Annotated in this window: 14 protein-coding genes; 12 read left to right on the forward strand and 2 right to left on the reverse strand. The window is 57.6% G+C overall.

The annotated features are described in order from the left end of the window. Positions 1-17: 17 nt before the first annotated feature. Genes QT386_RS02515 through QT386_RS02525 form a run of 3 tightly spaced genes read left to right on the forward strand, consistent with a single transcriptional unit; the run spans position 18 to position 12,494 of the window. Positions 18-1,256 carry a hypothetical protein gene (locus QT386_RS02515; RefSeq protein ID WP_289272155.1) on the forward strand — a complete coding sequence of 413 codons (1,239 nt, stop codon included), beginning with the start codon at positions 18-20 and terminating at the stop codon, positions 1,254-1,256. Then, positions 1,256-6,583: a hypothetical protein gene (locus QT386_RS02520; protein WP_289272156.1), complete on the forward strand. Its 5,328-nt coding sequence runs from the start codon at positions 1,256-1,258 to the stop codon at positions 6,581-6,583. Before QT386_RS02515 ends, QT386_RS02520 begins: the two co-directional genes overlap by 1 nt. A 7-nt stretch (positions 6,584-6,590) precedes the next feature. Then, positions 6,591-12,494 (forward strand): hypothetical protein, encoded by a 5,904-nt coding sequence (locus QT386_RS02525; RefSeq protein ID WP_289272157.1) that lies wholly within the window; start codon positions 6,591-6,593, stop codon positions 12,492-12,494. Between the two features lie 187 nt (positions 12,495-12,681). Here QT386_RS02525 and QT386_RS02530 read toward each other — a convergent pair whose 3' ends face one another. Next, on the reverse strand, positions 12,682-13,197 hold the full coding sequence (locus QT386_RS02530; RefSeq protein ID WP_289272158.1) for a DUF6557 family protein: 516 nt from the start codon (positions 13,195-13,197) through the stop codon (positions 12,682-12,684). 11 nt (positions 13,198-13,208) lie between these two features. Further along, a complete protein-coding gene (locus QT386_RS02535) occupies positions 13,209-14,138 on the reverse strand; it encodes a hypothetical protein (RefSeq protein ID WP_289272159.1) in 930 nt (309 codons plus the stop codon). A gap of 205 nt (positions 14,139-14,343) precedes the next feature. On the opposite strand from QT386_RS02535, the gene QT386_RS02540 reads away from it, so the two are divergent. The 9 genes from QT386_RS02540 (at position 14,344) to queE (ending at position 22,558) form a co-directional block, all read left to right on the forward strand. Further along, positions 14,344-14,592 (forward strand): helix-turn-helix domain-containing protein, encoded by a 249-nt coding sequence (locus QT386_RS02540; protein ID WP_289272160.1) that lies wholly within the window; start codon positions 14,344-14,346, stop codon positions 14,590-14,592. A gap of 12 nt (positions 14,593-14,604) precedes the next feature. Further along, positions 14,605-15,405 (forward strand): hypothetical protein, encoded by an 801-nt coding sequence (locus tag QT386_RS02545; RefSeq protein ID WP_289272161.1) that lies wholly within the window; start codon positions 14,605-14,607, stop codon positions 15,403-15,405. Between the two features lie 266 nt (positions 15,406-15,671). After that, the gene (locus QT386_RS02550) at positions 15,672-16,616 is read left to right on the forward strand and encodes a hypothetical protein (protein WP_289272162.1); all 945 of its coding nucleotides are present in this window, start codon (positions 15,672-15,674) and stop codon (positions 16,614-16,616) included. Beyond that, positions 16,577-17,755 carry a DGQHR domain-containing protein DpdB gene (dbpB, locus tag QT386_RS02555; RefSeq protein WP_289272163.1) on the forward strand — a complete coding sequence of 393 codons (1,179 nt, stop codon included), beginning with the start codon at positions 16,577-16,579 and terminating at the stop codon, positions 17,753-17,755. Before QT386_RS02550 ends, dbpB (QT386_RS02555) begins: the two co-directional genes overlap by 40 nt. Next, on the forward strand, positions 17,752-19,044 hold the full coding sequence (gene dpdA, locus QT386_RS02560) for a tRNA-guanine transglycosylase DpdA (protein ID WP_289272164.1): 1,293 nt from the start codon (positions 17,752-17,754) through the stop codon (positions 19,042-19,044). Before dbpB (QT386_RS02555) ends, dpdA begins: the two co-directional genes overlap by 4 nt. Then, on the forward strand, positions 19,041-20,114 hold the full coding sequence (dbpB, locus tag QT386_RS02565; RefSeq protein ID WP_289272165.1) for a DGQHR domain-containing protein DpdB: 1,074 nt from the start codon (positions 19,041-19,043) through the stop codon (positions 20,112-20,114). The genes dpdA and dbpB (QT386_RS02565) overlap by 4 nt, the downstream gene beginning before the upstream one ends. A gap of 7 nt (positions 20,115-20,121) precedes the next feature. Beyond that, positions 20,122-20,829, forward strand: a complete 708-nt coding sequence (gene queC, locus QT386_RS02570; protein ID WP_289272166.1) for a 7-cyano-7-deazaguanine synthase QueC — start codon at positions 20,122-20,124, stop codon at positions 20,827-20,829. Beyond that, positions 20,826-21,923 (forward strand): 6-carboxytetrahydropterin synthase, encoded by a 1,098-nt coding sequence (locus QT386_RS02575; RefSeq protein ID WP_289272167.1) that lies wholly within the window; start codon positions 20,826-20,828, stop codon positions 21,921-21,923. Before queC ends, QT386_RS02575 begins: the two co-directional genes overlap by 4 nt. Positions 21,924-21,925: 2 nt before the next feature. Further along, on the forward strand, positions 21,926-22,558 hold the full coding sequence (queE, locus tag QT386_RS02580; protein ID WP_289272168.1) for a 7-carboxy-7-deazaguanine synthase: 633 nt from the start codon (positions 21,926-21,928) through the stop codon (positions 22,556-22,558). Positions 22,559-22,713 lie beyond the last annotated feature (155 nt).

The following is a 22,713-nucleotide window of genomic DNA, read 5'->3' on the forward strand; positions in this document are numbered from 1 at the left end:
TGAAGGAGATGCGCGCTATGAAGAATGTCGTGGCCACTCTTATGACGCTAACGCTACTCAGCGGTTGCGTGGCTGGCAACATTTCGCCACAGACCCATGTGCCTCTCGATACGACAATAAAGCTCCCCGTTGACGCGCCGATTTTGGTGCCAGTGCGGTACGGCGTTCCGAAGCCTGCGATCGGTACTCGCTGTGGAGATTCTCCGTCCTCACACGAGACAGAAGAAGAGCTGCAGGCGCGGAAATCGATCGGTCTTCCCTACGCAGTGCGCCCGGGTGTCGGTTCCAGAGTTGTGCTATCGACCTTCAGTGCAGGAACATTTCGCGAACGACTGGGGTCGGGTAACTCGGGGCCTCCAACGCTGACGCCTATTCGGATTTCTCTGCGACTAGTCGAGGAAGGTCGCCCGATAGATCTTGATGAGCGTGCAGTATTGGCGAGCTTTCTGACTGCGAATCGCACTGAATGGAGCTCCGAAGATGCGACCGATGACTATCCGGTGTCGAAGTCACGAAGAAGTACGCTTGTCCAAACGCTCGAGGATAATCAAGCAAAACTGTGGAACGCGTTGGTGCGAAGTGTTTGCATCGAAGTTCGGAATGTTTCGCCTGGAAAAGGGCAAGTCCTCCCCGCAATCCGTGCGGTCGCCGATATGGCCGCCTTATGCGCGACAATAGAAGACGCGGATGTACGGAGGGAATTTGTTAGAGCGTTTATCGACGTCAGAGCAGCGCATGACAACAAAATTGCGTGCAACAGCATTGTCAATCGCTCGCTCAACGGAACCGGCTCTCTTGTTGCTGGGGCCGGCTGGTTGAACGCGGCGCTGGGACTAAGCGCTGGTGGTGGTGATAACGACTATTATGACAGCGGCGTGCTGGCGTCATCAAAAGCCATAATCGGTGCAATAGATCTAAATGTTGTGCGGCCATTCTTTAGCGACGCTCCACCGTGGTCTCTTGCGGCTTGGGAAAAGTCGCGAATCTGCGAAGTGAATGATGAAGCGAAGATTGTCGCTCTGCGGCTAAAGGGTACGGACAACTATTTCGAGGTGGTTGAGAGCGAGCCAACGCATCGGGTCATCTACGGCCACATACAGCGCAGCCTTGTGCGGATCGAAGGCTCCAGCCCTTTCAAGACGAGAATTGCTAGAACTGATCTTAGGCTGTTGACAGCGGCTGACGTGCAGGGCTTACGTTGGGGGGCTGGGAGTAAAGCTGTAAATATTAGCGGTTGTGAAAAGGCGGGCATGTAATGGCTACGCTGGCGTTGCTCGGACTCGACCTGACGATCGCTGCTGGCGGAAGCGTTGACTCACCTTACCCAGGAGTGACGGCGCGCTTCACTCTCGACGCGGCAGCTACACGGCTAACAATACAACTCAATGGCAACTCCGGCGCAGTACGCTTTACGGGTGTGCAAATACATTTGGCCTGTTCGATTCAAGATGGACGCGTGGTGTTTAGAGATGCGCCAAATGTCGCGAGCACTGGGGAAGTAACGCTGACTATTGGAGGCCGCTTCGTCACTGCAACTGCTGAGGGGGCAGTGGTCGATCGCGGGGTGCTCTTTTTCAGACACCCAGCAACCCTTGCGCAGGAACTCGCTCAAAGCACTGGGAATCCCCTCGGCGCGGCGTTTAGCTTTGAGCGGTTGCAGTATTGGCAAAGAAGCCTGCTCTGCTGTGATATCGAAAAAAATACTGCCGAGCTTCTAGCCGACGATACGCGGCCCCGGGCGCTATTGCGCGATCAATTCGGCGGTACGCAGACCAGCCCGCGGGTTGACCAATTTCTGCATTTGCGTGGTGCGCGCCTCGAAGCAGCGGAGGTGGCACTGCTGTTCGATCCGGTGCATGGCGCCCTATATCTCAATGCTGACATTCTCGATCCGACAGTAGCGCTCGATGACAAAGAGAACAGCCTATTGTTCCAGCATATCATCGCCGAGGGGCGGGTCGAGGCGGATTTTGCGAGCACCGCGTCGGGCTGGGTAATCACCCAGTGGTGGGTAGCACCACAAGCAAAAGACTTTATTCTGGGCGTGCCCGCTCTGCGCGACGAACACGGTCATCCACTTGCGCTGCGTGTACCTGGTCGGGTACCGCTCAGCCTGCGCATCGGTGGGCGCAAGGCAGAACGCAACGGGCGGCTCAACCAAGCGGTTGTGTTGGGCAAGCGCGACGCGATATTCGAATGCGAAGTTGTACTTGTCGCGATTGACCCGATTGCCACTTATGGATTGACGCGGGCGCCGAAGCCGCTTGGCAATGACAGGATCGTAAGCGCGCCCTACTGGGTGCACGACGGACGCGCGCTCGTGGTCGGAACCCGCCCGCGCGAGATTCTAGGCTGGTCGGCCAACGGCGCAGTGCGCACTGGTGAGCGCACTGCGCTTGCCTGCACTCTTAAACTTAACCCAGTTCGCCCGCAGGCAAGTGACCTGTTGTTCGTCGAAGCGGGCGTGGCGTTTAATACCAAAGGAATGACGCTGTGCGCCGAGCTTCCTGAGCGCGCGACCTTTGCCTTCGACGGCGGCGAAGCGCCGCCAATGCGTCGCTATAGCGCCGAAGGCCTTGGCCGCTCAGCAACGTTGCCGTTGTGTGACCTGAACTGGACCTTCGCCGAACTTGCTGGTCCGCGGCAGGATGCTGATCTTCAGCCGTTGTCTCACACTGCCCAGTCTTGGCCGACAAATCTCAACAAACAACTGATCGATAGCTTCGGTGCTGCATCACTCGGCAGATATGCGCATAGTGAGGGGCACCGCGCCGTCGCACCGACGCAACCGTTCGCCCGCTTAATCGGTGTCCCGCCAGCGACTACTATGGGCATGATGGGCCGCATGGCGCAAGCTTTCGCTCCAGCCGAAACAGTGCTGAGGCGACCTACGAGTTCATTGGTGGGCTTCGCGGGCGGGTTGGCAACGTCATCAACGGCTGCGCTGTTCGGCGGCCCACGCTCAGCCGCAGCCATTGGCGATGCTGTTCAAAAACTTGATCACGCGCGTGGCACGTTGGGGCTTCAAATCGAATCTTTTTTTCGATTCTGGGCTGGCATAAATCTGCCTGGAGGGCTGATATCAGATCCGTCACCAGCTCGCCGCGCGCTGCGCGCCTACTTGGTGGGCGAGCCGATAGCGCTCGGTAACCCGGAGGATTGGGGATGGGATGAATTGCTTATGGCATCGACGCGGCTCAGTCAGGCTTCAGAGTTGCTCGGACGCAATCCGCCGCGCGTGCTCGGCTTCGACGAGTATGCCGAAACGTTATCGACGTCTCTGCCTGATGAAGTCGTCGAACTACTAGACCCAGCGGGCGATGATGGCCCCGTTTCATGCATTTTCCAGTACGCCTATGCTCCGCCGTCAATTGATGTACTTAAACGGGCATTAGCGGCGGTATGGAGTTCGGAGACAGCGCCAGTCCTGCGAGAACATCTACCCGTGCTGCGTCAGGTGATTGACTCTGGACTCAAACAAGCGGTTAATGATTTTTTTGCGGGCGCTGGCAAGCCCGCCGGCCTGATCGCCGAGTTGCTCCAAGGCTTGTCGCCGCTAGTTGAGCAGGTAGAGTTGCTCTGGCGCGACCACCAGCAACTCGACCCGGATATAAGTGCACTGTTTGATGATTTCAATGCGCGCTATGGGGCGCTGTTCTCGCCCGAAGTTTATTCGGCGCTACTTGCCGACCCAGTCGATGCTGAGGCGTTGTTGCAGGCGCTACGTGCGCTCGGGATGCCGCTAATCAGCTTGGCCGATTTGTCTTTCGAGCCTCCCGACTACCTTATGCTGTCGCGGCGCACGCGTTCGGCAGGCGTCGCAGGCGACACCGAGTCGCTGCACCCGGTCGATCGAATCGCGGCATTATGGAACCACCGTCTCGACTTCTGCAGCCTGGGTGGCGGCAAGGCTTGGGATATGTTCCTCGACGACGAGACCACCGTCGTGGTCAAACTCGGAGGTGACCGGGGGCTCGCCGCAGTCTTGGCCGAAGCACACAAGGCATATGCAACCCCCGGATGTGACGACCCGTTCGGTCTGGCGAATGGCATCCAGACCAGTGATCCAGTCGGCGCATTTTGCGCACAACTAGCCAGTGAATTGCTTCGCCCCGAATGGCGCGGCGTGCTGATCATTAACCCCACCGTGGATTTAGAGCGCGATCCGGTGCTAAGCACCTTGTGCGGCCTTCCGCATATCGCTGCGCGCTATGCGGCTGTGGGCGGCCAGACCCCAGCGGCGCTTCAGGGCATTGACCTTGACGTGTGGGGGAGAATCGAACGGCGCGCCGAACGCGAGGGGTGGGCTGAGGCCAAGGGTGATTCGCTTAAGGGCCCGCCAGAATGGGGCAAAGCTGACGTTGGTTGGGCTCTGAGCAAATTCGAAGCAACGATCAAGAACACGACAATCCTGTCGGGTGAGATCGCCTTCCTTCTCGAGGTCCGCGAACTGTTCGGCCGCACTAGCGATTGGCCGTTGATTACCGTATCGGGAGTGCTGCGTCCGGCGGATGCCCCAACCGCTGGTGCCGCCCGTGACTTCACTTTTGGGGCGAGCTTCGATACACCACTCAAGCTCAACGTCGATGTTGCATTTATCGAAGATTTATTTTTGCGGGGAGTGCGGGTGGGTTCGCACGACGGAGACACTACGCTCAACATAGATGCCGATCTCAAATGCCGAAAATGGAGTCTGGGTGGATTCGACTTTGAGCTACCCGATGCGCCGGTGCGACTATCCGACTTTCGCGTCCGCATGCCCGCGGTCAGCGGTGGGCTATCGATCCCAATGGGGATTCGCCGTGCGCTCGGATTCGATCTGGGCGCGATCCGCTTCCCCGTAGTCGGAGAACGTCAATTCCGCATTGCCGGTCTTGAGATAAAGCCCGTTGGAGTCGGGCTATTGCGCGATAGCGGCGCACAGATTCTGAAACGGCTGAAAAGCGAGACGATGTCGATCGTCGATCCAGAAGTAACCGATCAGGATCGCTATGCTTATCCCTATCTCGATACAAGAATTTCATTCGGCAGTGGTCCTGAACTAGGCGGCGGCGGGCAACTCGCCTTGGTCGCACGTACCGGTGTCCCGGTATCCGATCCGGGCACCAAATTTCACGCCCCGGGATTAGGCGTTGCCTCGCTCGAAGGGCGCAATCTTAAATTGTCTCTGTTCCGGCTCCTGACAATTGAAGCAGAAGAAGTTTCGGTGGAGGTTCTACCGCTGCGCGAGCCAACACTCGTAGCAGGCGAGTTTGAATTCACTGAAAGCGCGAATGGTCAGAGCAGATCCGGCGAAATCATGCCCTTCTCATTTAAAGATGACGGAGTGGCAATCGCTACCGCCGATGCTAGGGTCGGTGTGATCAACGTCAAGAATTTCAATCTCAAGCTACTGTCCTGGTCGCTGTTCGATGATGACGATGAACGGCAGTTGATTCTCGCGCAGAAAACGGAGCAAGGTGGTGGGCGCGGCATGCTCGCTTGGTACTCGAGCGGTGAAAAGGAGCCGAGCGGCGCATTCTTTAAGCTGCACTGGCTCTTGATTGCCCGAAACTTCAATCCGGGCCATGGCGTTCTCAATGCCTTACTAAGCCCAAGTCATGGCGGCGATGTCCCTGCCGAACGCAAGGCGATAGCGGGCATAATCACACGTAATCCCAACGCACAACTGAACGCCAGCATAGGCAAGGACGATCCATGGCTATTCGGCATCCGCTTCGATTTGGGTGAACTGTTTAAACCGTGCGTGCTGGTGCTACACGACGGACACTACTACGGCATCCGTTTGGGCGGATTGGTGCCGAAGTTACTTACCGGAGAAGAAGAACTTAACTTCGCCTACATCCCTGGTTCTGAGCCAGCACTCGATCGCTTTCGCACGACCTTCCGTTGCGCTGCCTTTGATTTACTTGCGGAAATGCGATCGGGTGTGATGGCACTCGAATGGAGTCCGTGTTGGGATTTTCTGATTGATTGCGGACAGCCTTGGCGCGGCCCTGAGGGCTATGCTTGGGAACGCAGCTTTTCTATTCCGGTGGGCACCTATGAAGCTAAATTTGGCTTCTTCATCGAGCGCCGCACCAGTCTCGCCCCGCCTCCGACTTTGCCCGGCGAACAGGGAAAGTTCGTCACGTTCAGTGCGGGCGCGGGATTCTATCTGGGTTATCGCTTCGAACTGTCAGCCGGAATCGCTTGGGTCCGTGCTGGAATAGGTGTATTCGGAGTTATGATCGGATCAGCAACGCTGAAACTTCCTGTCGGCGCAGATCCCCTCAATCCGCTGGCGCTGCTCAAAGGCTCCCTGGCGCAACTGCAGGTGGTCGGTGTAATTGGCATATATGCTTATGGAGAGGGCGGCGTCGAAGTATGGATTCTGTCGGCGCGCTTTCGCGTTTCGGCACAAGCCTTCGTCGAAGTCACGCTGACCTATGTGCCGAGTGGTCGCAGCATGATAGCTTGGGATGCAACTTTGTCTGCACACTATTCGGCATCGGTACGTGTCGGGTCTGGATGGTTCAGTTGGACCTTCCGAGTTTCGGGCGCGGTCCAGATGAGCATAAGCGGACGCGCGGCGTTCGGATGAGGGACGCATGGCAAAACCCTATATAGCCGTTTCACATTTTCACGCGCCGCTGTTCACGACGCCGGGCCCTCAAGGCGACGACTATAGCCTCGATGCCGACACGACTTTCGTTGTCGTGCAGCCCTTCCTGCTGGGAAGCAATCACCCTGATAGGATCGATCCACTTGACTATCTGATCGGATGGGACGCCGCTCGACTCAAGCAGGAAGGCTTTGGCTTGATTGACGCGCGAGTTGCGCAACAGCTTCAACAAGGAGTTGAAGCTATTCCAGTGCCCTTCCCTAAGGGAACTGATCTTTCGCTCGAGTTCCAAGGCGTAACGCGCTCTGGAGGAGCAGCCGTTAGCTGGTCGGATAATCGTACTATTGGTGGCACAACGCCACGCGGCACTCCGGTAACTGCGTTTGATCAACTCGGAGGCGATGGTCCGGCGGGTTGGCCAGGCTTCGCCGTGCTTTCGCAGGCGGTACCGCTGATCGATCGGTTTGATGATTTGGATAGCGGCGCCGCTCAGGGGTTGCAGAAGCAGGCAGTCGAGAGCGCACTACTAACGCTTTTCTCACAGCTAGTCGAAGCCGGCGGCGCCGTTACGCCAGCGCAGCCCGCATCGGACGTCAGGCAAGCCCTGTGGACGCGGTTAGTTGCTCCGAATTATGTTGCACATCCGCTCAGTGAGACCGTGTGGTGGCATGAGTATCTTCATCAAGTCGATGGGGGCGAGACGCTGATTAGTTGGGCCTATAGGCAGTTGATCATGGCAACCGCCGGCGGCCCGCTGGTGGGCAGCCCGACAGTATCGGTGCCGCGATTTGCCTGGGAGGCAGCTAGGCTCGATCGCCAAGCAGGCCTCTTTCTCGACACGGCCTCGCTGTCAGGGCGCTCCTATCTCGATGCAATGTGGGATAGCCTGACAGAAATTGGCAAGCGCGAACCTCAGAAGCTCACCGGGACCTTGCAGCGGCTGTTTGGCTTCGGAGAGCGACTGGCTTGGCCACGAGCCCGTGTCAGCATGTCGCCCGATCACTCTAAAAGATTCATAACTCTGCGCCCGAGCTTGGCGGCAGATGCAAGCATTCCGTGGCTCGACCCGAGTTCTTGGCTGGTGACCAACATGGTCTCCTTGCTTGGTCAGGTGTTTCGCATCGCGCCTTTCGATCCGCATGATCCGCCTACGGGGCTGACCGCTGCTAAGTTGACAATTGCGGGAAACGAACTGCCCGCGTCTGCTGACTTAACGGGGGCGCTTAACAAATACTTCACGGCAATTGCCCGCGATGCAGTCGGCGGGGGCAAGCCTCAGGTGACTGTTGCACTCGCTCATGAACTCGGCGATCAAAGCGATCTGCCCAGCCATCCCGAGCGCCTAGTACTGTTCGCCGCGCGCGAGGCCAAGCCAGCGCCGCTTGCGACACATGCTCAGCCTGTTGGCCGTAGCCTGGTGTCGATTAGCGAGGCACTGCTTGACTTGGTCGATCCCGCGGCACGTTTTGGCAGTGGCGGACGGCAGTCGCTACCCACGGCTTCGCCTGCACGGCGCGGGCTACGTCGAAGCGAACTCGCCGAGCCGTTGCCTCAAGGCGCCGTCACTTGGCAACGACGGCTGGCCGAGATCACCCCAAAATCTCTGACCGGAACCGACGAAGCGAGCGGACCTTCAGCTTATGCATTGCGCTTTCCGGAAGCCTTGCATCCCGCAGAAGCCGAGATCGGTAATTGGCTTGCAGCTATCGCGGCTGGCGATGCGCGTCAAACCTATTTATGGATTCCAACGGTTGATGAGGCGAAGACGCCGCAACCGACCGCAGTAGTTGCGCTCAGCGCTGCCAATCTATGTGTCGATATTGATGGAAGCATCCTATTGCTAGATTCAGCCCCTGCTGCGGCAGGATCGATCGCCAAGCTGCTCGCAAAGCGCCCCAGTCTGCCGCAAGGTGCTAAGGATCCGCGCGTTACCGTCGTCTTTGCCAGCCAAGGCAGCGCCGAGCCATTCGACTTGATCGAAGGTATCCCGGACGATTGGTCGCTTACTTTGGCTAATGCCCCTGCCTCGCGACTGGGGTTAAGCAGCGATAGGCTGGCCGTGGCGCTGGCGGCGCATTGGACCCCTGCCTATGATCCCGACAGCGGGCCATCAGGCGGGGTAGCGACCCCGCTTGCGGATCAAGTCGCCAACACCAATAAACTGCGCTTGCGCTTGGACGGACCGGACAATTCGAGTCGCAAGCTGACGCCGCTTGACGCGTTACTACCCCTGCCGCCCTATGATCCCGGACAAACTTTCGCCGATGCCAGGGAGCGGATCACCGACCGACCTTGGCACCGTCGCGGAACGGTGACACCGTCCGGCCCCCAAGCTTTCTATTGGCTCGGCGAATATCTCGATCAATCAGGCGGCAGCGATTCCGAACGCGAAAATTTCCGCTACGGAACTTGGGTCGGTGCGGGCCGACCGGTAAGCCTGAGCGGTTACTTCGAGCATCAGTTTGGCCACCGCGTGGCGATGCCAGCGGTCCCGCTTGATATGCGTCGAGCAGTTGACATCGTCAATCCCGCTCAAGTCCATTTTGGCGCATTAGCCTCTATTGGAGGCCCCGGGGAAAGGATCGCCTTAGTATCTGCGCGCGAGGTCCGCCAAGGCGCCGATACTAAGCTGCGTATTGGTTTTCGCATCGATGCGGCAAAACACGCGCTCGAACGCTATAACGCCAAACGACCAAACGAAGACTTTGCCGCCGACGTTCGTGCGCTCTATCGCGCTGTCGCCGAGCTTCGCGACGCAGTTATCGCGCGGCAAGCATATATCGAAATCGAACAATGGGCGTTCAACAATAGCTATGCGATCGGCGCCGGAAAGGGGGCTACATTGGCGCAGGGGTTGATTTGCATTGATACGCAGACAGCCTTGATAGACGTGCCCGCCCCAGGTACGCCGCTGGCGCGACTTTTTTCCGTTCTCGACCGTGACTTTGATGCGTTTCGCGACAAGCTCACTGAAGTCCTCGGCGCCGCAACCGGTGAGTGGTGGGCACAGTTGGCCGACCTACAAATCACCGAAGCCGCAAAGCGTGCCTCGGTACTCAGAACCGGTCTATTCCTGGTTCGGCCAGACGCAGTAAAAGCAACGTCTCATTGGGCAAAAGGAGCGATGATCGCGGTCGCCGAGGGCGGCGCAGCAGCTGGCAAGCAGGTTGCGGACGCCGCCCAAGCTGAGCTTGAACGTTATCTTAGCCAATCGAGGCTTACCGCAGATCTTAATTGGGTTTTTGTCCCTGAAGGTGAAACAAATACTCCGGTGCTGGGTACCGGCGCCGACACATTGCTGGTCCCTGACGCACCGACTGACGCCGTCGAGCGAGTGGTCGACCTGTTCTACATGCCGCATGCCTTTATCCTGCCTGCTGCGCATCCTGCTCTCGGCGATCGCCAATCGAGCTTTGAGTTCACAGGTTTTCTGCTTACGCTAATTGAGGACATACTTGCTGGCAATACGATCGATGACCGAATCCAGTTGCCCGTACTTGGTGCTCAGGCGGCCATAGAGCTGCGCCAAAATTTGCGTAATATGCTTGAAAAGCGAGGAGGCATTGCAGACCAGTTGATGGCGATGTTTCGGCGAGTCGACATACCCGCAGCCAAGCCGCGAACTGCCGCCGATCGCCGGCAGGCGCTGCACTGGCACGCAGGGGATTTGCTCGACAAACTCGAGACCTTGACCGACAACGGCGTGCCCTCGCTGGAGCGGCCGCGTACGGCTATTCGGGCGATGATAGTCAACAAGCCCGGGCTATATGTCTCCGCTAGGGCAATAGCGATTGTGCTGTTCAATCGCCACGTAATGCGCGTAGGTAGCGATCCGGCCGCATTGGTTAACCAGGACTGTTTCAGTCCAGAGTTACTTGCGCTAGACCTAACCAAAAAATTGGTCGGCGATGACGGTACGGAAAATAGTGACACGACACGGTTTGACCTGAGTGCACTGCGCGGCAGCGCCGCTGACGGCATCATCTATCCCTATCTCATTGACGTGTTACCCGATGGAGTCTATGACGACACTGTCGTGATTGCTCAGAATCGATACCGCGGAATTGACCCAGACCAAGATGATTTATGGGGGATGCCGCGAAACATCGATCAGATTCAGATTGCCGCAATCGACACTGGCTCGGGGGTAGAAGCGCGTCGCGGTGAAGGCGCGATTGACCCACCGCTGCCAAGCGAGCCGGCCGGAATTCTGGCAAATATGGTGCATGTATTTCCGAGTTGGCGAGTATCCGAGCGCGACGCACAGGGAATCAGCCGCAAACATGCTTACTATCTGTTGCCTGAGCGCCGCATGCCTCCATTGGCCAGAGCCATGTCGATCAAGCGAATCGACGGCGGCGAAGCTAGTCAAACGCCGATCACCCTCGATTTGCCGGAGCCGCAATCGGACGCACCGTTGCCGCGAATTAAACTGCGCGAGCGCTGGGCAGCGGCCTATGAAGCCGCGATCACAGGCCTGGGCGCAGTTCAAACCGCCACTGAAGGGGATGCGCGTCCGCGCATCTACCATCGCATTCGACCTGCGCAGCATCCGCACGATCCTGCGACGAAGGCGCTGCCGTCTGCCAAGGTCGCAGGTGGCGAGGCTGCGGGCTGGCATTTGCTGACAACAGTGCTCGCCAACTTCTATTTTGCAATCGATTTGCAGAAATCAGACGCAAAGCTGGTGGAGCAAATCGACGACGACCTCTATGAGATCGAAGTCGAGATGTGGCCTAAGAGTCCGCCTTCAGAGGCACCCCAAAAGACCAGGGAAGTAGAAGCTTTGAAGGACAAACTGCTGCTCGCGTTTCGCCGAGCACGAAAGGTCCACAGTGGCGATACGAGCGGAGCGATCCCGTCATTCGCCGACGAACAAGAGTTGACCCGCGGCTTGACTAACTGGCTCATAGAACCGCCAAACTCTGATCCGCATTGTGGCGTGCGGCTCCTCACCCCACCTAGTGCTAAGGTGTTTAGTGAGGGATCGCCGACCTTGGTTAAGCGGTTCCGAATCGGGCGTTCAGCGCAGGCTGGAGGCTGGCAGATCAGATCAGTCGATTCCGAGTTTGCATCTGCTGATGCCGAAGTAGCAGGGGCACTCGGCTCGGTAGTTGGATTTGAGATTTTAGCCCAGACCCCCATGGGCGCCGGCGAAGGGCCTGCCTACGATGCTATCGTCACGGACAGTGAGCGCTCTGCTCTAGTACGTCTGAGCGTGCTCGATCATCCGTTTCATGTTACACGTGCCCGCATGCGCATCCTTCGAAACTGGATTGACATCGATGGCGACGACAAGCCCGACATCAATCCGGATTTCGTACTAGCGAGCGGCTACAGCGAATGGGCGTGCGAGGGTCGTTTGCCCCAGCGCGTCGACTCAGCGCTATTTAAGGCCGCCAAGATCCCTGACCAGGGGCGCGAAGTGCGAGTTGTAGAGAGCGGGGTGCCCCCGGAAATCCGAATGCGCGAATGGATCGAGAAAATCGATGGCGGCGGTGAGTTTGATGCTGGTGGCGCCCTTCCCGCGATGCTCAATGTAAAACTGTTCGTTGATGTTGATGCGGGCGGTGTCGAACAAACACTGTGGGAAGCTGATTGGATGCGGCATGATGGCTTTACTGTGTCGGCGGTTGTCCACCGCACGCTTGAGGATTTGAGCGTGCGCTATGGGAAGGGTGGAGCAGTATTCTCAATCCCGACTCGCGACACTACGACAGTCCGACAGGTGCGCAACGCTGTGCCAGCGCCGCAGATCGAACAATTGCTTGATGGTTTGCTGCCTGCCGACATTTTGACGCTTGAGCCCTGGACGCGTTTGACATGGCGCGACAGCGAAGGTCATGCAGTTCTCGATATCGATGTTCCGATTATCTTCAAAAGCCGATAAAAAGCCTCGGTCCCACCGTGCTCGATTGACAGGCGTGGCTGAAAATCTGCCGCCTTCGAACTGCTGTGCTGCCAAAACGTCCATTTTCGGGAGATTCGAGGGGCCGGGAGCGGGCGTGGCGAAGTTCAGGATAATGGTACTTATGGTAAGTGCGTCGGCGCAGCGCCGAGCTGTGAAGCGACGCAGCCTAGTGGTATTGAAACCCGTCCGGCATCGTGCGCTTGTGGGCATCGAGAAGCATGGCATCGTGTGCCGCTTGGCGCCTGGCGTCGGAGAACCCGAGTCTGGTCATCTCGACCAGCAAGTACGCCAGAACTTCCCCCTGTGTGAATGACCGCAGCGTTGCCGGCTCTACCGTCATGCCTAGCCAATCGGCGTTCGAGTAGCGGCAGAGGGTGAACGTAACCTCCCGATCACCGGCGGGGCTCCCGGCATACTCTTCGAAGAGCTCGGGCCAGCCGGCCACATCTCGTTGCAATGTCCCATCCCGGCCAAGGACCTGCACGATGGCCAGATTATCTGGCGGAAGAAGCTCCTCCTCGATGGAGACCCGCATGGCCTGCGGTGACGGGACCATACTTCCAAGCTCTTCAAACAGCCTGCGGTAAGCCGAAACCTGCTGAGTTCGCCCTGGGAAAAGGCGCCTCAATGCACCTTCGACGTCCGGCCATGCCGTAATCCTGACCAAGTCCGCCAGATTCATGGCTGCTAATGTCAGACGCGCCAGTCGCAGGTAGCCCAGTACCGGCCTTCGTCCCAAATCTGTCCGGGATTGATGGGAGCGATCCGAATGGTCCTGTGTGGCTTGAACAGGTACAGCGGGTCCAGGACCGGCAGCTCAAGGTGCTTTCCATGCTCGCCGAGGCGCAGCTCATAGTTAAGACTGGAGCTATCCACCTTGAAGGGCCCCAGCGGATTCCCGTGGCCGTACACCGCATCCCTTTCGGCGACGGCCTGCCCCTTAACCAGGATTTTGATCCTGCTGCCCGACACCTGCTCGACATAGCCCAGGCGGTTATCCCTGGAGCAGACCGTCATCCCGGTCGATTTGGACCCGCTGCTAAGGGCGGAGAAGCGCTCCTCGGCCGCCAGATTCGCCTGGCGGACCTGGGCTGAGAAGGCCTGTTGCTGCTGGGCCTGCGCCTCGCGCGAACGCTGTGCAGCCTCCTGAGCCTGCTGCCGCTCGGACGCCATGCGGCTCTGATAGCTGGCCCTGTAGTTGACCTCGTCATTGATCAGCGCCTGACGTTTTTGTATCGGCAGGGCCGACTCAATGGCTTGCTGGAAGCGAGGCGTATCAATCGACAGCAGCGCCTTCTTCTCGGTGCCGGCCTTGAGGGCAGAGAGTATCCCTGAAGCCACCGACATCCCGGCACTGGAGGAATAGAGGTCCAGGTAGGGATAGTTGTCACAGCTCCCCGACTTCTTCTGATCGTTCAGGTTGTATTGGTAGCAGACGAAATCGGGGTAAGCCGGCTCCAGGGTCTCGACGTTGAAGTAAAGACGCCCTGGCTTGTCGAAGCCGTATTCGCATTCGGAATATCTGGACTCCCTCGAGGGGCGGAGGCTGCCGCCTTTTCGGCATATCTGGCTGACTATGTATTGGCCGCGCTCCTTCGAAAGCCGGGCGTAAAGGTCGCCCATGGCTGTCGCCGGAGCGGGGGAAGGGGGCGGAGTTGATGCGCAACCCGAGAACATCGCGACGCCCAGACCGACTGTGAACACCGACAGAGCCCTTCGCACTGAATCCCCCTGAGGAACCATAGATTTAGTTGAAAAATCAGTAAAACTTATTAATTATAATCAAAACGAATGGCGCATCAATGGCCTGCCGCACCACCCTTGCGGCATGGTCAACAAGCGCAAGTCACTACCGCTGAAGAAGATTTTCGGGACGAACGTTCGATTGGAGCGCGTGCGGCAAGGCATCACTCAAGAAGAACTGGCCCATCGGTTAGGCCAGGAGCAGGGTTACGTTAGTCAGATCGAGTCGGCCAAGATTGTCGCGTCCTTGGATGTGGTGGACCGGGTTGCCGAAGCTCTTGGGGTTACCTACACCGCGCTGCTGGATGAAACCCTGGGGCGTCGAGAGGGATGATCTTGGGGGCCTATGCTTCCCGCTCGATCTGATCTGCAGCCAGCGGTTGAGCAGCGCATCGGCCGGAATCTTCTCCGGTACCAGCTCGTCGAACTGCGCCTGAAGGCGCTTCTGCCCTTTCGGCGGGTGGAACTCAGCTACGACGGAATCGCAGAAATCCGGACCCGCACCGAGAAGCTCCAGGTGCAGACCCTGGGTCAGCTCATCAAGGCCTACTTGGATGTCGATGATCCGGCGATGTCGGCCGAACGTGCTCAGCGCATCGATGAATTTGTCGTGGCACGTAACTGGTTAACGCACCACCTTCTGGCTTCCCATGGAGCGCTGACGAGCGACGAGGATTGCAGGGCGTGTATTGAGCGGTTGGACCGCGACTACGATGCTGCGGCCGTTGTGGCCGGCGAAGTGTTGGTGACGACCCGAATTACCATCAAGCTATTCCGTGCTTTCGTTGAGGCTTGGGCCAAGGCGGGGGCTGATCTCTCGGAGGGTGATCAGTTGATGCGCTCTCTAGAGGAGCATTTGCGAGATGAAGTGCCGATCCACATCACTGTGATTGCACCGGCTGACTCTGTCGAGAACATCCTTGCACTTACGATGCGTAAGCTTCATCGGGAGCAGAAGAATGCCGACGGTTGGACACACTTCTCCAGTGTGGGACGACGCGCCAGGCAGGAATCACCGGACCTTCCGAAGCGCGGCCTGCTCGAAATTGCGCGGCGGATTGAGGGCTTCGAGTTCGCCCAGCGTCCGGAAGGGATAGGCAACGCGCCCTGGATGTTTCGCGAGGCTCATCGCTGCCAGGCGCCCTAGCCGGTCCTTCCAAGCGGAAATCTCCGCGAACCCGAGGGTTGATTTTATGGGGGCGACCTCGCTGACGAGACTCCTCACGCGATCGCCCGCTGAATGAGTTGATGCCTCAAAAAATATTTAGTTAAAGTATATAAAACAATAACTTAACAATAAAATATCCATAACTGCAGGTATCGACCGCCAGATACTCGTGCAGTTATTTTGGATACCCATTGAGCAACATTATGCAGTAAAATTCCACGGTACATGGGTCGGTGCAGTTTCCTATGACCAGCAACTACTTAGTGGTTACCAACTGCACGGCGCGCAAGCGCGTGGGGGTCGATTGCATTCCCTTTTCGCCGGCGAAAAACGCCACCGCGGAGGTGATGGCCCGAAAGTGGCGCCAAACGTTGTGCGACCAACCTGCTTCCCAAGCGGCTGAAGACCTCTATGTTGGCCGTTCGATTAAGGAAGCGCGGACCGTCGCCCAGCAACTCAACGCACCCCTGCATATCGTGTCTGCCGGACTTGGCCTGATTGAGGGTACGCAGAAAGTCCCTGGATACGATCTATCTGCTGCTGATAAAGGCTCTCCCTTTGATGCGTGGCTCACCCAGTCGAGCGTAACGACGCATCAATGGTGGAAGGCACTAACGGCCGGCTATGGCCTGGGATGGCTGCTGCAGAACGCTCCCAAAGCAATAGTTCTCGTGGCATTGCCAAACGACTATCTGGACCTCATAGGCGCAGAGTTGTCTGGCCTGACCCCTGGCCAAGCAGGGCGACTGCGAATCTTCACTTCAGCAGCAGGGCGGCGAGCATCGGCAAGGTTCTCCAACGTGCCGTTCATGCCATACGACGATCGACTTGAAGCGCAGCGAGGCTGGTCCGGTACTCGAGCGGACTTCCCCCAGCGCGCCCTGCGACATTTTGTGGAGAGACTCGGCGCACATGCGCGCCCTGTTCCCGACGCGGTAAGGGCGGTCGCGGCATCCATGGCCAGTCACAAAGCGCCCGAAGTGCCGAAAAGAGAGCGTCTGACAGACGAGGAGATCTGCGCCTTAATTCGAGCCGGCTGGAATGAGTGCGATGGCAATAGTGCCCGGCTGCTGCGATACCTGCGCGACGATCGGGGGGCTGCGTGCGAGCAAGGGCGATTCGCGGAACTACGAAAAAAAGTCCTGGCGGAGTGGCCGACGGCCACAGTGAAGCCAAGGAAGGCGAAGTGAATTCATTGGCGAAGACGAAAGAAATCGTAGTTCGCGCTCTGCATACCAAACAGGGCCTGGATCTGGACGTTTATGCGTTCTTCATCCGCGGATCAGACATCGTTCGGGTGGCAGATATATCCCGCATCGAAAGGGATGAGGCTGAGACCCTTAAGGGATTCCAACGGCCTGAAATTCAGACGCACGTTCGGGGCATCGTCGACTATCTTAAGCAGGGCAACGTCCTCTTTCCTAACGCAATCATCCTCGCGTTGTCGCAAGACATTCGCTTTGCTTCCTCTCGTGGTACGCGTCCGAGCGGGGACGAAGGCATAGCGCAGAGCGGGACTCTCACCATCCCCATCTACGATGAGGGACACCGGGCTGCCTGGATCGTAGATGGGCAGCAGCGCTCCTTGGCCTTAGCCCAGGCTGCCAGTAACGAACTCGCTGTTCCGGTAATTGCGTTTGTATCAGACAGCCTGGAAATCCAGAGGGAGCAGTTCATTTTAGTTAATAAGGCCAGACCCCTGCCGACTCGACTTATCAATGAACTGCTCCCCGAGACTCGATCAGTTTTACTTCCCCGCGATCTCAGCATTCGCCGCGTACCCTCTGAATTGTGCGGGCTGCTTGGCCGTGATCCGCGATCCCCTTTCCTCGGTCTAATTAAGCGGCCGTCAGATGGCCAGCGTGGCGGCAAGGCTGTGATCACAGACACCGCTGTGGTCAATATGATCAAGAACAGCATGAACAGCCCATTGGGGGCACTGGCAGCGTTCCGCTCCGCGGGGCAGGGAAGAGACGCAGTTGATGTGGAGGGCATGTATGGATTGCTTACGGCCTTTTGGTCTGCCGTCAAAGCAGTCTTCCCCGAGGCATGGGGACTGGACCCTCGGCAAAGTCGCCTAATGCACTCGGCCGGCATCGAGGCGATGGGCACACTGATGGATTGCATTTGTGGCCGAGTTCAGTTCGGCGGAGATTCGACGATTTTGGAGCGCGAACTACAGCTCGTAGCCCCTCACTGCCGATGGACTCAGGGCAACTGGGACGGTCTGGGGCTTGCCTGGAACGAAGTACAGAACACCCCGCGCGACATTCGTCGCCTTCAAAGCGCACTGGTACAGGCCTACACCGCAGCAGGTGCTCGCCGGTGAAGTTTCTCTATTCCGACACCCAGGACTACGTCGATCCGAACTACGATTTCATCAACGATCGATCAAGCCCGAAAAGAGAGCGGTATTGGGATGACGTCTATGCGCATGAACTCATGCGCACGCCGCCCTATGATGGCCTTCTCGTCGCAATGAGCGCCGTGCGCAAGGCAGATGGCGTGGCGTCATCCAAGGTTAGATATTCGACGGCGGAAGAGCAGAGGTTGCTGCGAGTTGGTGCCAGAAAGTTTCTTCGTTTCGATGGGAAAAACTGTAAAGACCTAATGCTCATGGGGGATTGCGGCGCGTTCGCCTATGCGGATCAGAAAGAGCCTGCCTACACCCCTGAGGAGGTTGTTCAGTTCTACCTCGACGCTGAGTTCACACACGGCGTTTCTCCGGACCATATCATTTTCGAGTGTGACCTAGAGAATCCCCCTGCCGCTCAGATGACAGAGGCAGCAAGACGCTCCGAAATAACACTGGAGAATGCTCGAAAGTTCATTAAGTTGGTCCGCAAAGAGGGAGACTTCTTCGAGCCGATGGGGGCTGTCCAGGGGTGGTCGCCGAAGAGCATGGCAAAAGCCGCGAAGGATTTGGTCCGGATGGGATACCAATATCTTGCCGTGGGCGGCTTGGTGCCACTGAAGGTCGATGCGATCAAGGTAGTACTAGAGGCTATCCGTCGTGAAATTGGACCGGAGCCGAAACTACATTTGCTTGGATTTGCGAAGGCTGATCATATTGATCAGTTCGCAAGCTACGGCATCACGAGTTTTGACTCCACCTCGCCGCTGATTCGTGCCTTCAAGGATGAAAAGGCGAACTACTACATCGAGAATTCTTCTGGTGGCTTGGATTATTACACAGCGATCCGTATTCCTCAGGCATTGGAAAACAGCCGCCTGATGCAAGGAATCAAGCGCGGTCTATTCGATGCGGAAGATCTTCTGAAGCGGGAGCAGAAGGCGCTGAAGGCCCTGAGGGACTTCGATCGTAACAAGGGCAAGGTTTCTGGAACGCTCGACGCAGTGATGGACTACCACCAGTTCCTCGTACTCGGCGAAGGCGAGGACGAGAAGACACAGCTTAATGCCTTGGCCAAGACCCGCTCCCGCGTCGAGCGCACGTTGGAAGACCGCCCTTGGAAACGATGCCAGTGCGATGTCTGCCAGAGCGTGGGCGTCGAGGTAATTATTTTTAGATCAAGCAACCGCAACAAGCGCCGCGGCTTTCACAACCTCGGTGTCTACCATCAGCACGTACAAAACACCTTGGGAAAAATTTCGTGACGGTCTTCCGATACCCCGCCATCAGGGCGCGCCAAGCTCCCAAGCATGATGTTTTCGTTTTTGCGGCGCACCCCAAAGAGGTGCTGCAGTTTGCGCAGATAGAGCGCGTTGGCCGCGCTGACGACGGGAAGCTGAAAGGTTTTCAACGACACCAAATTGCCTCGCATATCCGCGACATCCGGGACTATCTGCAACGTGACGATGCTCTGCTTCCCAACGCTGTTATCGTTGCTTTCATCGGAGGAACGCACGTCAAGAACGTTGGCGATGGAAGGCTCGAGGTTGTCATAAACGACAAGAACGGGCCGCCGGGCTTCGTAGTCGACGGGCAGCAAAGGCTTACGGCCCTCTCGGGTCTCGACAAGCCGAGCTTCCAGGTTTTCGTTTCAGCCGTGGTGTGTAAGGACTACGACGAACTCAGGCAGCAGTTTGTACTTATAAATAATACCCGGCCCCTGCCAAAATCTCTGATCTACGAGCTCCTGCCTACGGTCGATGGTTTGCCGGAACGCTATACGGCCCGCCGATTCGCTGCGAAGGTGGTTGAAAGGCTCAACTTCACGGGAGGGCGTGCTCTGCGGGGCGAAATTCGTCAGCACACGAATCCGGGTGGGGTAATTAGCGATACTGCCATGCAGAAATTGGTGATGAACTCAACGGCCCATGGCGCTCTTAGAGAGTTCATCCAGGCAGAGGATCGCGAGAATCTTGCGGTGTCCCTCATCAACGAGTTCTTCGAGGCTGTCGCCGACACCTTTGGAGGCGAGTGGGTGGGCATGACGCCGCGTGTATCGCGGCTTCGTCATGGAGCGGGCATTGTGGCTATGGGCTTCGTCATGGACCTCCTGTACTCCCATGAGGGCGCCAGATTGAAGAAGGACTTTAAGCCGGCTTTGGAATTGCTCAAGCCATATACGGCGTGGACTTCAGGCCACTGGAAGATTGAGGATCGTGAGTTTCACTGGAACGATATTCAGAACACCCCCACGGACATCGATTTGCTGACGCGTTTCCTCGTTACGACGGTCAAGCGTCAGTTGCGCAAGCTGCATCGAGTTGCGAATAGCTGAGGATTCCATGAAGACTACTGCACTCGTTCTATTCTCCGGCGGGCAAGATTCCACGACTTGCTTGGCATGGGCCTTGGAGAAGTACGATGCGGTCGAGACGATCGGGTTCGACTATGGACAGCGACATAGGATAGAGCTTGAGTGTCGTCGGGTCGTCCTCGACTCCATTGTCGAGCGCTTTCCGGTTTGGGCGCCGAAGCTTGGTATAGACCACATGCTTGATCTTGGCCTGCTGGGCGCAATAAGCGACACCGCGCTGACCGCTCAAAAGAAGATCGATTTCGAACAGACGGGCCTTCCGAACACCTTCGTGCCTGGTCGAAACCTCCTGTTCTTCACACTGGCTGCCGCTGTGGCGTACCGCCGCGGGCACAAGGTCCTCGTCGGCGGAATGTGCGAGACGGACTACTCGGGTTACCCAGACTGCCGCGATGACACGTTGAAAGCCCTGCAGGTTGCTTTGAACCTTGGGCTCAATGCGCGCCTGGTGGTCGAGACACCGTTGATGTGGATCGACAAGGCCCAGACTTGGGCCATGGCCCAGCAACTGGGGGGCGACGCTCTCGTGACCCTGATACGTGACAAGACTCATACCTGCTATATGGGCAATCGAGAGGCCCGCCACGCCTGGGGCTATGGCTGCGGAACCTGTCCTGCATGCGAACTGCGGCAGAAGGGCTATGAAGCCTTTGTTCGTGGGGAGGCCGCTATATGAAATCGCCCGTCATCTTGACCGTCGCGTCGGCTGGCTTTGAAGCGGCGCGCCAAGTGGATGTTCTTCCCGAGGGACATCGATGCCGGTCGCTGCATGGCCATAGCTTTCGCACGACTGTTTTTGCGCAACTGCCTGAAGATTTCGCTGCTTTCCCCGGTGGGGAGGTCGATGCGCTGCGCGAAAGACTGGAAAGCTGCGTGGCGTCTCTCAACTACGCGCATTTGAACAGGTTGGTCGATCAGCCGACGGACGAAAACCTGTCTCGCTGGATTCGTCAGGAACTGCAGATTCCGGGGATCGATCGTGTTGCCGTTCAAAGCACCGACATGCAGGGTGTAGACCTCAACCGTCATGGTCACGCCCACGTCTGGCGCCGGTTTCGCTTCCAGGCCGCCCATCGCCTGCCGAACGTACCGGAAGGACATAAGTGCGGGCGTATGCACGGTCACGGGTTCGAGGTCATTCTGCATGCGGACCAGGACCTTGGGTCTCGGCCGCTAAGCATCGACTACGACTACCTCGATGAAGTGTGGGCGCCGTTGCATCAGCAACTCAGTTTCCAGTGCTTGAACGAGATTCCAGGGCTCGAGAATCCAACCAGCGAGAACATTTCCGCCTGGATCTGGAATCAACTCAAGCCCGTGCTCCCGGAGTTGTCTTGGGTAACGGTCTTTGAGACCGCTTCATGCGGGGCGAACTTTGATGGTGAACGCTATCGGATCTGGAAGGAATTCACGCTGGATAGTGCGGTGCGTTTCGCGCGCGCGCCAGCGAACTCGCCTCGGACGCGAATCCACGGTCATACCTACACGCTGCGCCTGCATCTCGACGCACCATTGGACAGAATAATGGGATGGACGCTGGATTTTGGCGACGTGAAGGAGATATTCAATCCGATCTTCAAGTCGATCGATCATCAACCGCTCCACGAACTGCCCGGTCTCTCCGACGGCGACCCCGCCAGCCTAACTCGATGGATTCTCGAGCGCGTTCGACCACAACTTCCATCCCTTTATCGAATCGATCTCCATGAGACGCCTGGCACGGGCTGCATGGTGGCGGAATCGATTGACGTCCCAGCCATGCCAGTCTGAGCATGACTTACTCAGTCAAGGAAATTTTTTATACCTTGCAGGGCGAAGGCTGCAGGACCGGTCGTCCGGCTGTCTTTTGTCGCTTTTCCGGCTGCAACCTCTGGAGTGGAAGAGAGGATGATCGATCCCAAGCGATCTGCAAATTTTGCGACACGGATTTCATCGGAGTGGACGGCACTCTGGGCGGAAAGTTCAGATCGGCAGACGCGCTTGCCGAGATGATTGCAGCGCAATGGCCAGCGGAGCGCGGCTACAAGTATGTTGTGCTTACGGGGGGCGAGCCGCTTTTACAAGTTGACACTCCATTGTTGGACGCACTACATGCACAGGGCTTTGAAGTGGCGGTGGAGACCAACGGATCGATTGCAGCGCCGCAGGGTATTGATTGGATATGTGTTAGCCCAAAGGCCGGGGCTCCATGGATACAAGTACACGGTAACGAATTAAAGCTTGCCTACCCGCAGGCGACTCTCTTGCCCGATTCAATCCCGGAGGTGCAGTTTGAGGCCTTCTTCCTCCAGCCCATCGATGGGATTAATCTTTCAGACAACACCCGCGCAGCGATTGAGTATTGCCAGCAGAATCCCAAGTGGTGTTTATCGCTTCAGACGCACAAAATCCTGAATATCAGATAGTCGTTGCTGGCGACGCGCAAAATCACACAGGTCTTGCTGCCTAAGAGCTTCCTACTGCCCTGACCTCAGCCGTTTCAGGATTTCGGGCGACGTTGGGTATCTACCATGAACCGTATAGTAGGCTTCTGGTAGTCATCTGCCTACTTGGCATCCTT

The organism is Solimonas sp. SE-A11 (assembly GCF_030345715.1).
Taxonomy (GTDB): Bacteria; Pseudomonadota; Gammaproteobacteria; order Nevskiales; family Nevskiaceae; genus Solimonas_A.

What these genes read in the sequence shown, in the direction of transcription:
- QT386_RS02540 (WP_289272160.1), top strand. Translation starts at nt 14,344, where the DNA reads ATGGTCAACAAGCGCAAGTCACTACCGCTGAAGAAGATTTTCGGGACG.
- queC (WP_289272166.1), top strand. Translation starts at nt 20,122, where the DNA reads ATGAAGACTACTGCACTCGTTCTATTCTCCGGCGGGCAAGATTCCACG.
- QT386_RS02575 (WP_289272167.1), top strand. Translation starts at nt 20,826, where the DNA reads ATGAAATCGCCCGTCATCTTGACCGTCGCGTCGGCTGGCTTTGAAGCG.
- QT386_RS02550 (WP_289272162.1), top strand. Translation starts at nt 15,672, where the DNA reads ATGACCAGCAACTACTTAGTGGTTACCAACTGCACGGCGCGCAAGCGC.
- QT386_RS02520 (WP_289272156.1), top strand. Translation starts at nt 1,256, where the DNA reads ATGGCTACGCTGGCGTTGCTCGGACTCGACCTGACGATCGCTGCTGGC.
- QT386_RS02530 (WP_289272158.1), bottom strand. Translation starts at nt 13,197, where the DNA reads ATGAATCTGGCGGACTTGGTCAGGATTACGGCATGGCCGGACGTCGAA.
- QT386_RS02535 (WP_289272159.1), bottom strand. Translation starts at nt 14,138, where the DNA reads ATGGGCGACCTTTACGCCCGGCTTTCGAAGGAGCGCGGCCAATACATA.
- queE (WP_289272168.1), top strand. Translation starts at nt 21,926, where the DNA reads ATGACTTACTCAGTCAAGGAAATTTTTTATACCTTGCAGGGCGAAGGC.
- QT386_RS02545 (WP_289272161.1), top strand. Translation starts at nt 14,605, where the DNA reads ATGCTTCCCGCTCGATCTGATCTGCAGCCAGCGGTTGAGCAGCGCATC.
- QT386_RS02525 (WP_289272157.1), top strand. Translation starts at nt 6,591, where the DNA reads ATGGCAAAACCCTATATAGCCGTTTCACATTTTCACGCGCCGCTGTTC.
- QT386_RS02515 (WP_289272155.1), top strand. Translation starts at nt 18, where the DNA reads ATGAAGAATGTCGTGGCCACTCTTATGACGCTAACGCTACTCAGCGGT.